General features: G+C 33.9%; 14 protein-coding genes. 7 read left to right on the plus strand and 7 right to left on the minus strand.

Annotated elements, in window-relative coordinates:
- The first annotated feature begins 95 nt into the window (after window positions 1-95).
- Window positions 96-962: a class II fructose-1,6-bisphosphate aldolase gene (gene fba / locus PP176A_RS00815; protein ID WP_071138539.1), complete on the plus strand. Its 867-nt coding sequence runs from the start codon at window positions 96-98 to the stop codon at window positions 960-962.
- A gap of 52 nt (window positions 963-1,014) precedes the next feature.
- On the opposite strand, the gene PP176A_RS00820 is transcribed toward fba, so the two are convergent.
- A complete protein-coding gene (locus PP176A_RS00820; protein WP_071138540.1) occupies window positions 1,015-2,514 on the minus strand; it encodes a C69 family dipeptidase in 1,500 nt (499 codons plus the stop codon).
- A gap of 438 nt (window positions 2,515-2,952) precedes the next feature.
- Between PP176A_RS00820 and PP176A_RS00825 the strand changes: the two genes are divergently transcribed.
- From PP176A_RS00825 to PP176A_RS00835, 3 genes are all read left to right on the plus strand, one after another.
- The gene (locus tag PP176A_RS00825) at window positions 2,953-4,248 is read left to right on the plus strand and encodes an SLC13 family permease (RefSeq protein ID WP_071138541.1); all 1,296 of its coding nucleotides are present in this window, start codon (window positions 2,953-2,955) and stop codon (window positions 4,246-4,248) included.
- Window positions 4,249-4,262: 14 nt separating this feature from the next.
- Window positions 4,263-5,030 carry a serine hydrolase gene (locus PP176A_RS00830; RefSeq protein ID WP_071138542.1) on the plus strand — a complete coding sequence of 256 codons (768 nt, stop codon included), beginning with the start codon at window positions 4,263-4,265 and terminating at the stop codon, window positions 5,028-5,030.
- 157 nt (window positions 5,031-5,187) lie between these two features.
- On the plus strand, window positions 5,188-5,571 hold the full coding sequence (locus tag PP176A_RS00835; RefSeq protein WP_071138543.1) for a DUF6483 family protein: 384 nt from the start codon (window positions 5,188-5,190) through the stop codon (window positions 5,569-5,571).
- A gap of 56 nt (window positions 5,572-5,627) precedes the next feature.
- On the opposite strand, the gene PP176A_RS00840 is transcribed toward PP176A_RS00835, so the two are convergent.
- Genes PP176A_RS00840 through rsxC form a run of 6 tightly spaced genes read right to left on the minus strand, consistent with a single transcriptional unit; the run spans window position 5,628 to window position 10,084 of the window.
- Entirely contained in the window at window positions 5,628-5,903 is a 276-nt protein-coding gene (locus PP176A_RS00840; protein ID WP_071138544.1) for an RnfABCDGE type electron transport complex subunit B, read from the minus strand.
- 13 nt (window positions 5,904-5,916) lie between these two features.
- Window positions 5,917-6,489 (minus strand): electron transport complex subunit RsxA, encoded by a 573-nt coding sequence (rsxA, locus tag PP176A_RS00845; RefSeq protein WP_071138545.1) that lies wholly within the window; start codon window positions 6,487-6,489, stop codon window positions 5,917-5,919.
- 24 nt (window positions 6,490-6,513) lie between these two features.
- Entirely contained in the window at window positions 6,514-7,149 is a 636-nt protein-coding gene (gene rsxE, locus PP176A_RS00850) for an electron transport complex subunit RsxE (protein ID WP_071138546.1), read from the minus strand.
- A gap of 21 nt (window positions 7,150-7,170) precedes the next feature.
- Complete coding sequence (locus PP176A_RS00855) at window positions 7,171-7,752, minus strand: RnfABCDGE type electron transport complex subunit G (protein ID WP_071138547.1); 582 nt, start codon at window positions 7,750-7,752, stop codon at window positions 7,171-7,173.
- Window positions 7,749-8,735 carry an RnfABCDGE type electron transport complex subunit D gene (locus PP176A_RS00860; RefSeq protein ID WP_071138548.1) on the minus strand — a complete coding sequence of 329 codons (987 nt, stop codon included), beginning with the start codon at window positions 8,733-8,735 and terminating at the stop codon, window positions 7,749-7,751. The genes PP176A_RS00855 and PP176A_RS00860 overlap by 4 nt, the downstream gene beginning before the upstream one ends.
- A 2-nt stretch (window positions 8,736-8,737) precedes the next feature.
- Complete coding sequence (gene rsxC / locus PP176A_RS00865) at window positions 8,738-10,084, minus strand: electron transport complex subunit RsxC (RefSeq protein ID WP_071138549.1); 1,347 nt, start codon at window positions 10,082-10,084, stop codon at window positions 8,738-8,740.
- Between the two features lie 326 nt (window positions 10,085-10,410).
- On the opposite strand from rsxC, the gene PP176A_RS00870 reads away from it, so the two are divergent.
- The 3 genes from PP176A_RS00870 to PP176A_RS00880 all read left to right on the plus strand — a co-directional run bounded on the left by PP176A_RS00870 (window position 10,411) and on the right by PP176A_RS00880 (window position 13,302).
- Window positions 10,411-11,265, plus strand: a complete 855-nt coding sequence (locus tag PP176A_RS00870; protein ID WP_071138550.1) for a hypothetical protein — start codon at window positions 10,411-10,413, stop codon at window positions 11,263-11,265.
- Window positions 11,266-11,329: 64 nt separating this feature from the next.
- Window positions 11,330-12,382 carry an FAD:protein FMN transferase gene (locus tag PP176A_RS00875; RefSeq protein WP_071138551.1) on the plus strand — a complete coding sequence of 351 codons (1,053 nt, stop codon included), beginning with the start codon at window positions 11,330-11,332 and terminating at the stop codon, window positions 12,380-12,382.
- A 71-nt stretch (window positions 12,383-12,453) separates the two neighbouring features.
- Entirely contained in the window at window positions 12,454-13,302 is an 849-nt protein-coding gene (locus tag PP176A_RS00880; protein WP_071138552.1) for a GNAT family N-acetyltransferase, read from the plus strand.
- The last annotated feature ends 22 nt before the right edge of the window (window positions 13,303-13,324 follow it).

Raw genomic sequence — 13,324 nt, forward strand, 5'->3', positions numbered from 1 at the left:
AATAATAAATTATAATAGACATAGAGCTATAGTATATTATGATTTTTTAAAGTGTAAAGTTTTGTTAAATAATATTTTGAGAGGTGGAATATAAAATGGTATTGGTTAATGCTAAGGAAATGCTGAATAAGGCCATGAAAGAGAAATATGCCGTGGGACATTTTAACATTAATAATTTGGAATGGACCAAAGCGATCTTATTAACGGCTCAAGAAAACAATTCGCCTGTAATTTTGGGAGTTTCTGAAGGTGCAGGGAAATACATGGGAGGATATAAGACCGTAGTCGGAATGGTTAATGGATTACTTGAAGAGTTAAATATTACGGTACCCGTGGCTCTGCATTTGGATCATGGCAGTTATGAAGGAGCCCTTAAAACTATTGAAGCTGGTTTTTCATCAGTTATGTTTGACGGATCTCACTATCCTATAGAAGAAAATATTGAGAAGACAAAGGAACTTATAAAGATCACAAGGGAAAAAGGGATTTCCTTGGAGGCCGAAGTCGGTGCCATAGGAGGAGAAGAAGACGGAAAAATTGGTGAAGGAGAATTGGCTGATCCTGCTGAGTGTAAAAGAATAGCCGATTTAGGCGTTACAATGCTGGCTGCCGGTATTGGAAATATTCACGGTAAATATCCTGCAAATTGGAAAGGACTCAATTTTGATGTTTTAGCTAAAATAAGAAAGATAACCGTAGATGTTCCCTTAGTATTACACGGAGGGACAGGAATTCCGGATGATATGGTAAAAAAGGCTATTTCTTTGGGAGTTGCTAAAATTAATGTAAATACCGAATGTCAATTAGTTTTTGCAGAGGCTACTCGTAAATATATCGAAGATGGTAAGGATTTAGTAGGGAAGGGCTATGATCCCCGTAAATTATTAGGACCTGGCTTTGAGGCTATTAAGGCAAAAGTAAAGGAAAAGATGGTACTATTTGGTTCTGTAAATAGAGCTTAAAGATTTTATAATAATGGCACTGCAAAGAGCAGTGCCATTATTGGTTAGACTTTTATTTTGCTACGTCTTGTTCTACAGCTGAAATGGAAGGCACAAAAGGTGTCTTATTAGGTCTGCCTGCTTCTCTTGATACGTAAGTAAAAAGTTCTTCATATATTGTCTTAGCCTTTGACATTGCATCTTCAGCAATGTCTATACCTAATTGTGTAGTATATTCGGCGGCTTTGGTTTTGTCCTTATTATAGATTTCCAGCACTTTTTTGTCTGTTTTTTCTTGCTCGGCAATAAGATTATCTTCATAATCACTCCAGTATTCTCTTACGGATTTTCCGTATTTATCCCTATCAAGTTCTGATAATGTACTTAGACTTCTGAATATCCAATAAGCTGAGTCAGGACTGTAATTAGCTGTTTTTACTTTATAAGCTTTATGAGTATCGTTTATATTTCCGTAAGTAGGAAGATACACGGAATGTTCGGCATTCCCCATTGCCAGCCACATGATTCCTCCAAGTTCTGTAGGATATTTATCTTTTAGTTGAATTATGTGACATTCTGCTTGTCTTTCAGTTCCTATAGGACGTACTGTTTTGTTTTCGGGAAGATTTGCATCTATCTTAGTTCCTTCATATCTGTATCTTTGAAGTTCCATTAGATCTTTTAAAGATACTTTTTTATCCGGAGTTATAAATAAATCAAATACTTGTGAATCATAAGAAATATTTTTGCTTGGAGCCAACAAATTTTGTGCTCCCCAGAGTCTGTCTCTGTTTCCTTGCTCTAAAGGTTCTCCGTAGGATAGAGCAATATGAAATTTACCTTTATATTCTTTATAAAATCCGTGGTTTTTTGCAAATGTTAAAAGATCTTTTGAAGCAATTACATTTTTACTATCCTGCAAATTAACATATCCTAACATATAACAATTTGGAAATACCGCGGCAACGTTTTCAGGAAACTTTATTGCCGCATATCTGTGTCCTGAGAGAATTTCCATATACCAAACTTCATTTTTATCAGCTATCACAAGTATATTTCCTTCTGCAGAGCCCTGTTTTTCAACTATTGAAGCTACAAGTTTTATTCCCTCTTTAGCGGTTTTCACTCTTGGCAGTACTATTGTCGGAATATTAGCTTCTCTTAATCCGTTTTCAACTAATGGATCATATTTTAAGACAGTATCATTGGGACTTGCGGAAACGGTCGCATCGATGCATACTCCATATTCATTGGATCCCACTTCTGCATAAATACCGTCCTCTTCTATTTCAGAATCTGGTACTGCTGTATATTTATAAGATACTTTAGGCTGAGGATATTTAAAGCCGGTTACAGGGTCCTTAAATATGTCTGTTGACTTATATTCAGTCCTCGGATGTACAACGAACTGTTTTGTATGAGCGCTGTCTATATCCTCGGTTCTTCCTATAAGCGTGCTTCCGTCGGCAGAAACATCTTTTCCGATGATTGTTCCTGTGCAAGCCAGGACTTGTGTGGCGGAACTCAAAATCATGATACTTACCATAATAACTGCTGCTATTCTTTTTTTCATATTCTAACACACCCTTCTAATATTTTTAGATACCAGAGATAGTATAATATATCTTTTTTATATTCGCAATAACCCTACGTTGTCAGTATTCCCATAAATCTTTGAAATTGCTTTGACAGAATAAAATTATTAACTTTTGTTTTATAAAAATCGGTCAAAGAATTAATATTTATAATATAATTTTATATTTATAAATATCGATGCTAAAAAGTATGCATTATTCTTTGTAAAAAAATAATATTGAAAAAAATTCAAAATTGTTGTAAAATAGAATTGAAAATGTTTTCATTATATTAAAGTGATGAATAAATGGTGCTGCTTTGTTTATGTGATATGGTAAATAAAAAGACCATATCGGAGTAAATGAAAACCAGCGAATACAGGTAAGCCTGTTTTTCGCTGGTTTTTTGTTAAAAAATTTTTAGGGAGGGTTACAGTATGATATTTAATTTATCACCTATCTTTGGCTTAGTACCATTAGTTATTTATATCATTTTATCATTTAAGGATATTAATCCTGTATTAAATGTGGCAATAAGTGTTATATTAAGTGCTATTCTTACAAAACAGCCGTTTTCATCTTTTGGAGGAGTGTTAGCTGAGTCACTGGGATCATTCTTAGGTATGATAGGATTTATAATTATGTTAGGTTCAGGGCTTGGAGCAATTCTGCAAAAAACAGGTGTAGCCGAATATTTAGTTAAATCTCTTATGAAAAAAATAGGAGTCAACAATGAGAAAAAAGCGATATTGGCTACAATGATAAGTTCAATGGTTCTTGTATCACTTCTTGGTACATTAGCAGGAGCAAATGCAATTATAGCTCCTATCATAATCCCTTTGGTTGCAGTAATTGGCATAACTCCATCGACTGTTGCAACGATTTTTTTAGGGGCAGGCCTTACGGGAATGTTTGTAGGACCTTATACTCCGCAGGTAGTAACAATTATGGGACTTACGGGTTTAGGATACGGACAGTATATATTGGAAGTAGGGATTCCGCTGGCAATTCTTGTATTGGTGATAACGTATATATTTGCAAACAGAATTCAGAAAAAAACTAAAGGAATTTATGCCTATGAAAATGTGGAAAAAGCAGAAGAAAATTATGAAGCTAAGCAAGAAACCAAAAGAGCAACTTTGGCCTTTATTTTATCTATGATTGCATTAATAGTGTATGGCATAACCCTTCAAAGCGGGGCTTCATATGCAATCTTGGTTATTGTCTTATCGGCTATAATAACGGGATTGGTAGGGAAATTGAAGATTAATGATTTAATTGAGACGTTTATCAAAGGTTCTTCCCGTATGATGTGGCTGTTTATCATGTTTATATTATTCAACCCGTTTATCAACTTCATTGCCGAAGCAGGATCCTTTGAGGCTCTTGTTTCATTATTAAAGCCTCTTCTTAAGTCACAAAATAAAGTGATATTTTCTTTAGTAACTACTTTGACAGGTATTTTTGGAGTTGGTGGTGCTGCAACCGCAGACAATATAGTAATGAATAATATGTTTAAACTTCTTGTTAAGGATTTAAGCATATCACCTTCTTTGTGGGCATTGATACTTCTTGTATCGGGGCAGATTACATCATTTGCTTATCCTGAAGCGGATATGATTGGACAAATGGGACTTGCAAGATCAAAGGATATGAAAAATTTGGTTAAATATGGTATAACCGTAACAGCATGTTCGGTAATACTTGTTATGGTTAGAGCTTTGTTTGATTAAAGGAGAGGATTTAGATGCTGGAAAACAAGATAAGAGAATTTATTAAAAATCAAAAAGGAAATGTAGCCGTTGCAATAAAGGATTTAAAAACAGGGAAGGAAATAAAAATAAATGAAAATCTTGTATTCCCTTCTGCAAGCACAATTAAACTTTCAATAATGTCGGAACTTTTCAATAGAGTCAATGCAGGGTCATTAAATTTAAATGATAAGGTTGAATTGACTGAGAACATGAAAACCGGCGGAGACGGTATCCTTAAAGAGTTAGAATTAGGTCATAAATTTACATTAAAAGAAATAATGACATTGATGATTATAATAAGTGATAATATGGCTACTAACATATTAATTGATTTGTTAGGCATGGATAATATAAATAAGAGAATAAAAGATATGGGACTCAAAAATACAAGGCTTCAGAGAAAAATGATGGATTCTCAGGCTGCAAAGGAAGGCAGGGAGAACCTTACAACGGCTAATGATTTGTGTTTAATTTTAGAGCTTATATACAGAGGCGAGAACATAAATGAAGAATGCAGCCGTATGATGCTGGATATTCTAAAAAGGCAGCAGGTAAGGGGAAGACTGGACTTGTACTTGCCGGAAGATGTTATAATAGCCCATAAGACAGGGGATTTAGACTGCCTTGAACATGATGTGGGAATAGTATACCTTCCTCATAGGGAATATATAATATGTGTCCTTACCAATGAAACCGAAACCAATAAAGATGGGCGAGAGATAATAGGGAAAGTATCTAAAATGGTATACGATGAATTTTAGATGTTTAGCAATAAAATCAGTGATTGATGGATAAATCCATCAATCACTGATTTTATTATAGACAATTATATATGGTTATAGTAAAATAAAGTCAATATCATGAGAACCATTTTTTAATAAAATATATGTAAAGATAAATAAGGCGGTGCTTTAATATATGATTAAGGAAGATTATCTTATACGCATGATCAAAGATTTAATAAAAACCATTGCAAAATTCTTTTTCGGCAGCGATTCGGTTACTTATCAGTTGCCGGATGAGAGGGAATATACAGAAACGGATTATCTATATCAACAGTTGGTAGATATGATAAACCAGGGAGATATTAATGAAGCCGAGGATTTATTATATGAAAAACTTGATCCACAAAATAAAAAATATTTGGAATTAGGTTTAGATTTTTATTCAAAGTTAAATAACTTAACTGATGAATACCTGGCATCTCATAATTATAGCAGAGATGAAATTGAATTGGGGCTGAAGACGTTGGTAGAGAAGTTTGGAGATTCCGGACTGCTGACACTCTTTGAGAATTATTAACGTTCATATAAAAGGAAGGAATAAAATTTATTCCTTCCTTTTATACAGTTATATAGTTAACCTTCCATTATATTTTTAATTTTTTCGGCTACGGGCTTTCCGCCCACTTTGCATCCGTCTATAGATGCTTTTTCTTCCACGATAGCAGATGCCAATCCTTCACAGCCGGGATATCCGCATGCTCCGCAATTGACTCCCGGTAAACATTTCTTTATAGCTTCTATTCTCGGATCTATTTTTACTTCGAAGGCCTTTGATGCCAAGGACAACCCGATGCCAAATATAAGGCCCAAACTTCCCAATACTGCTACCGGCAATAATATTGTACTCATTTAAAATAACCTCCTATACTAATCCTTTAAATCCTAAAAATGCTATTGACATAAGTCCTGCGGTAATAAGGGCTATGGGGAAACCTTTAAGGCTTTCCGGGATTTCAGAAAGTTCCAGCTTCTCTCTTACAGATGCCATAAGTATCAAGGCAAAAGCAAATCCTACTGATGCGCCTATTGAATTAACTATTGTCTGTACTAAATTATAGCCTTCCTTAATATTTAATATTGCAACTCCTAAAACTATGCAATTAGTTGTTATCAAGGGAAGATAAACACCTAAGGCCTTGTATAATGTAGGACTTGTTTTTTTCATTACCATTTCAACAAATTGAACTAATGTAGCTATTACAAGTATAAAAACTATTGTCTGTAAATATTCCAATTTCAACGGATCTAAGATTAATTTTTGTATGAAATAAGTTATTATAGATGATAATGTTACTACAAATGTAACCGCAACTCCCATTCCCGTTGCCGTTTCCGTTTTATTTGATACACCTAAAAAGGGACATATTCCTAAAAAACGGGCTAGAACATAGTTGTTGACGAATATAGTACTTATCAATATTGTAAACAAATTCATAGAATTTCCCTCCTGTATATGATATTAAATATTGTAGGATTCTTCTTTATGTTTAACGTCTTTTTTATTTTCGTTTTTCTTTCTTATCAAATTAAAAATTCCTATTAGTGTTCCCAACAATATAAATGCTCCCGGCGGCATTATCAATATCAATGCAGGCTGAAACCCTTCTCCGAACAATGGTATCCCGAATATACTTCCGGCTCCCAATATTTCTCTTATACTTCCCAATATTACTAATGCTATTGTATATCCTATTCCCATTCCGAGACCGTCAACGATTGATTCTATTACTCCGTTTTTCGAGGCAAAAGTCTCTGCCCTTGCAAATATTATACAGTTTACTACTATTAATGGGATGAAAAGTCCCAATGCACTGTATATTGCCGGAGCAAAGGCTTTAAGAAACATATCGACCATAGTTACAAAAGTTGCTATTACTACGACGAAGGCGGGAATACGAACTTTATCGGGGATTACATTTCTCAACAAAGATATTACAAAGTTGGAACAAACCAATACCCCTGTAACGGACAATCCCATTGACAATCCGTTCAATGCACTTGTAGTTATAGCCAAGGTAGCACACATTCCGATAAGTTGCACGAATATCGGATTTTCCTTTATTACTCCATTGTAAAATATATTTGATAATCTCAAACTGTACACCTCCTTAAAGAATCATTCTGCAAATTTTGAATTGAATGTATCTATTGCTGTATTTGCACCTTTCACTACTGCCTTTGAAGTAACGGTAGCGCTTGTTATTCCCTGCACTTCATTGTCAGATGTGGGCTGAGTTTTTACTACGACTAACTCTTTATCTGTAGGTTTATCTTTAAATCTGTTTTGAAATTCGGGTTTGGTCGAATTGGCTCCAAGACCCGGAGTCTCTTCATGATTTAATATTTTTATTCCGGTTATTTTTCCCTCAGAGGATATACCTGTTATCATCTCTATTTTTCCGCCGTATCCTGAAACTGAAACTTTAAAGGTGTATCCTGCCAAACTTCCGTCTTCTTTTCTTCCTTCAAATATTTCTAATATTTCAGGATTTTTTTCTGTTATTTCCTTTAATTTATTATTCTCTATGGATTTAAAGGTTTCTCCCTGAGGAAGAGCTTCTTGCCTTGCCGTATCGTTAGCCAATTTGTCGGCTTCCGCTATTTTTGCCGATGTAATATTATTACTTATTGCAAGGACTATAGCACTTATTGCTGTTATCAAAAAAAGCGATATTCCAAGTTTCAACGTTTCTTTCATCCGTTAACCCTCCCAAAAACTTTAGGATTTGTAAATTTTTCAATCAATGGGGTAGCTATATTCATAAGTAATATGGAATAAGACACACCCTCGGGATATCCGCCTTTAGTTCTGATTAAAGCTGTTAGAAATCCTGCTCCTATTCCGAATACAATACGTCCTATAGGAGTAACAGGCGATGAAACATAATCCGTTGCCATATAAAAAGCTCCTAAAATTAGTCCGCCCCCGAGAATATGATATGGTATCATTTGACTTTCTACTCCAAATAACAGAAGGAATACAGCAGTGCTTAATATATATGATGCTGGTATCCTCCAATCGATTACTTTTTTTATCAATAAATATATAGCTCCTATAAGAAGTAAAATAGCCGATGTTTCTCCTAAGCAGCCTCCGGTATTCCCGAGAAACATATCCATCAATTTGGGAAGGGCATTTCCTGCTTCCTTCACTGTAGCCGACGCTGTTACATCAGCTGCTCCGTATTTCATTATCGCCAATGGAGTTGCCGAAGCAATTCCATCTGCAGAACCGGGCGATACAAAGTTAGTCATAATATTAGGCCAAGATGTTAAGAGCATTGCTCTTGCTGCTAATGCAGGATTCATAAAGTTTGAACCCAAACCGCCAAAGAATTGTTTTACTATTATAATTGCAAATCCGGAACCTATAAAAGGTATCCACCATGGTGCCGTTGAAGGCAAATTAAATGCAATAAGCAATCCTGTAACAATTGCACTGCAATCATTTATGGTAATTGGTTTTTTAGCTATCTTTTGATAGAATGCTTCAAAGAATACCGACGAAATTACTGATACGGTTATTATTTTGAGGGCTCCTAATCCAAAATAATATATACTTCCTATTGCTGCTGGGAACAGTGCTATTATTACATCCAACATTGTCTTTTGAACCGTATTTTTGGACAATATGTGTGGAGATGATGTCACTGTAAGTTCATTTTTAAAAATATTGTCCATTTCTAATTCCTCCCATCATTTCTTGCTTTTTTTCTTTTTCCGGTAATTACTTTTTTTGCTAATCTTATTGACTCTACTAAATGTATCTTTGACGGACATACATAAGAACACAATCCGCATTCAATACAATCTAAGGCATGATATTCATCTGCCTTGTCATATTGCTTTTTTAATGAATACTTGCTTATATAAATGGGCTGCAATCTTACGGGACAAACTTCCAAGCATTTTCCGCATTTTATGCAAGGCAAAACCTCTTGCGGTTTAGATTCTTCTTCGGTTAAAACTAATATTCCGGAAGTTCCCTTTATTACAGGAACGTCATCGGTAACTTGGGCTATTCCCATCATAGGACCTCCCATTATTATTTTCCCCGGGTTTTTATTGTAACCTCCGCATTGATTTATAACGTCTTTAAAAGATGTTCCTATTTTTACTATAAGATTTTGAGGTTGCTTAACTCCATTTCCCGTTACCGTTATTATCCTCTCATAAAGTGGCTTACCTTCAAGAATTGCTTCGGCTATGGCGTTTGATGTTCCGGCATTATTCACTATTACACCCACATCCATTGGCAGTCCTCCGGAAGGTACTTTTCTACCTGTAATTACATTTATAAGCCTTTTTTCATCTCCTTGAGGATATTTGGTTTTTAAAAGTACTACCTCAATATTTTCTTCTTTTTCACAGGTTTTTTTAATGGATTTTATTGCTTCTGTCTTATTGTCTTCTATTCCGATATATCCTCTTTTGACTCCCAATACTTTCATTATTGCTTTTAATCCAAAGACTACATTTTCGGGTTTTTCAATCATCAATCTGGCATCAGATGTGAGGAAGGATTCACATTCCGATCCATTTAAGATAACTGTATCTATTTTTTTGTCCGGAGGAGGAGATAATTTTACATGAGTGGGAAATCCGGCTCCACCCATACCTGTTATTCCGGCTTTTCTGATTATATCCAATATCTCCTTTGGAGTCATATTTTCAAGAGAAGCATTAGAAACTATCTTTCCTTCTGATTCCTTTGTGCCATCATTTTCAATTATTATAGATTTTACTTTGTTTCCCGTTGGAGTTAATTTTGTTTCAATTCCTGCAACTGTACCTGAAATACTTGAATGTACAACTGCAGAAACAAATTCCTGTGAACTGCCTATAACTTGTCCCGCTTTAACTTTCTCTCCTATTTTTACTAAAGGTTCACAAGGAGCACCTATATGTTGCTGAAGGGGGATAACTACAAAATTTGGTTCCTTTGCTCTTTTTAAGGGGAGTAATTCTGTTTGTTCCTTGAAAGGAGGTATATGAATTCCGCCCTTAAAGGTTCGATTTTTTAGTTCCACATTTTCCACCTCTTTATTCATATTACAATTGAATTAAATAATAAAAGTTTCTTAAATATTTTGATCATATATTACTTAATTAGATAAATTATAGTAAAATAATTCACTAACGTCTTAATTATACCATATATTTTGCCATTTTGTATAAAATATCTAAATAGTCAAAGATAGTGCATAATAATTAAGTTATTTGTTGTTTGAGACGATTATTTTTGTGGGAATATTTATAAAGATGTTTTGAGGTGATTAAATGAAGATGATAAGGGTAATAAAAATAACTGATGGAGAATGAATTCCATCCGGGACAATAAGAGAGGGGAGAGAAAATGAAAAAATTTATATCATTAAGTTTAATTTTAGCATTATTAGTTTTTTCCGGATGTTCTAAGGTTACCGATAATCAAGCTGCGAATACCAATAAAGAAAGCAGCAGTACACAGGAATTAAAAGATGGCGATTATTTGATCAAAATGCCCGCTAATGATCATGGAATTTATTCCTTGTCTACCATGAAAGTTGAAAATGGGAAAATAACCGACTTTGATTATAATGAATATTTTTCTCAGACAGGAGAGGCTAAAAATGAAAATAATTATGAATACAAGGAAGGTTTGGAGGTAATTAAAAATTTAAATCAGCAGTTTACAGATAAGAAAAATTTAGATAATATTGATTATGATGCAGTATCAGGTGCTACAAGTACAAAAAGTAGTTTTAAAGATACGGTAGGAAAATTGTTGGAAAAAGCTGAAAAGGGAGAAACATATAGTCCTGTTTATAAAGACGGAGTTTATGAGGCAAAGGCTTCTGAACCAAATCACGGATGGCTTTCACAGATCAAGATTGTAGTCAAAAATGGGACTGTTACCGGGGTTGATTTTCATGATGTTGCCGTAGAAGATATGGATGGAACGAAGGCTGTATTAGATAAGGACGGGAAACCTGTAGTCGGGGATGATAATAAGCAGAAAACCGAGACTGTTAAAATTAAGAAAGGAGATATAAAATCTACGGAAAATTATGAGCATCTTCCTGCATTTGATACTATTACGGAATTTCAAAAACAGATAATTTATAATGATGGGGTAGAAAATTTAAAACTTGATGCAGTATCAGGTGCTACAAGTACAAGAGATACAATGATTGAATTAGCAAAAGAAGCTTTGAAACAGGCCAAATAATATTATGAGGTCCTGACTATAAGTTAGGGCCTTTTTTCAATAAATAGTGAGAAAGGGAATCAATATGAATAAAAAATATTTATTAGAATTATCTATAATTATACTTTCTTTTTCTTTGATATTTACGGGCTGCCATAAGGAAGAGAACAAGAGTATAGAAAAAACGGAATTTATGATGGATACTGTTATGACCATTAAGATATATGATAAGAAAGATGAAAAAACATTAGATAATGCATTTAAAAGGATAGCCGAAATTGAAAACAGGATGAGCAATACAATAAAGACGAGCGATATAACTAAGGTAAACAATAATGCGGGAATAGTACCTGTAAAAGTACATAATGATGTATACTATGTGTTGAAAAAAGCGAAATATTATGCCGAACTATCAAATGGTGCTTATGAACCAACAATAGGGCCCTTGGTTGATTTGTGGAACATAAACGGAGAAGGAAAGATAGAAAGAAGCAGTATACCTGATAAAAAGGATATTGAAATTGCCAGGGAGAAGGTAGATTATAAAAAACTTGAGCTTCTTGATAATAATCAGGTATTTTTAAAAGATAAAGGAATGAAATTGGATCTGGGAGGTATAGTTAAAGGTTATGCGGCAGACGAAGTTAAAAAAATACTTGAGGACAATGGTGTAAAAAAGGCTATAATAGATTTGGGAGGAAACATATATGCTGTGGGAAATAAGGGGAAAAATACTAAATGGAAGATAGGATTACAAAATCCCTTTGGGGAAACAGGAAGTTATGCAGGGATAGTTCAGGTAGAAGACAGCTCTGTGGTTACTTCGGGAGATTATGAAAGGTATTTTATAGTAGACGGAGTCAAATATCATCATATTATTGATGCCAAAACAGGGTACCCTGTAAACAATGAGCTTACATCGGTAAGCATTATATCAAATAAATCCATAGATTGCGATGCCCTTTCAACGACTATTTTTGTTTTGGGAACAGAAAAGGGAAAGAAATTTTTGAATAATTTCAAAGAGGTTGAATGTATTTTTATTAAAAAGGATAAAGAAATAATCTTACCTAAAAAACTTTCTAAACTTTTTTCTGTAGAAAATAAGGATTTTAAGTTAATTAAAGAAGAATATTAATCTGTAGTAAAGCGGAATCTTATAATTAAATATAAGATATAATATTGGATTGGAAGCGGGGGAAATGTATAATGAAAATTTTAGAACTTGAATGTTTAAATGAATCTCAAGTAAAGGATATCAGAAACCTTGAACGTATTTGTCAACAATACGAAAAATTGAAGGGAGACTTATTTTTAGCAAATGAAATAAATTTTAATCATGAAATAAAATGTTTTTATTTATTATACGATGAGGATAGATTGATAAGTTGTTTAACTATGTTTGTTCCGACTTCCAAAGAAGCGGAGATATCTGCATATACCTTGCCTTCTCATAGAGGGAAGGGATATTTTGATACTTTGTTGAATAGAGCTATCGAAGAATTAAAATTATATTCAATTTCCGAGATACTTTTTGTTGAGGAGCCGAATGGCAATGATGCAAAGGGCGTTTTGAAAAAATTAAATGCTAAATATGAGTATTCGGAATATCTGATGGTATATAATCGAGAGTTCTTTAAAAACCAAAATACCAAATTAACTTTGCAGCCAATTCCCCAAGAAAAAATAGAAGATATGATATCTTTGAATACGGACATATTCGGAGGCAGTTTTGAGGATGAAAAAAGTATGATAATCAACTCAATAAATTCCCCTAAAATAATTTCCTATATGGCAATCTTAGGGGATGAAATTATTGGGACTTGTAATGTCAACTTAGAAGAGGAAGCTTCCATATTTGGATTGGGGATTTCTCAAAGATATCAAGGCAAAGGATACGGGAAAGAGATGCTTAATCTGTTACTGAAGATACTTATAAATATGGGTATTAAAGATATAACTCTCGAAGTCGACAGTAATAACGGCAGAGCATATAATCTTTACATTAAAAGTGGATTTAAAATTAAAACCCGGTTTGATTATTACAGATATTCATAAAATGTTGTTTTTGATATAATTT

Source organism: Sporanaerobacter sp. PP17-6a, from assembly GCF_900095615.1.
Classification (GTDB): Bacteria; Bacillota; Clostridia; order Tissierellales; family Acidilutibacteraceae; genus Acidilutibacter; species Acidilutibacter cellobiosedens.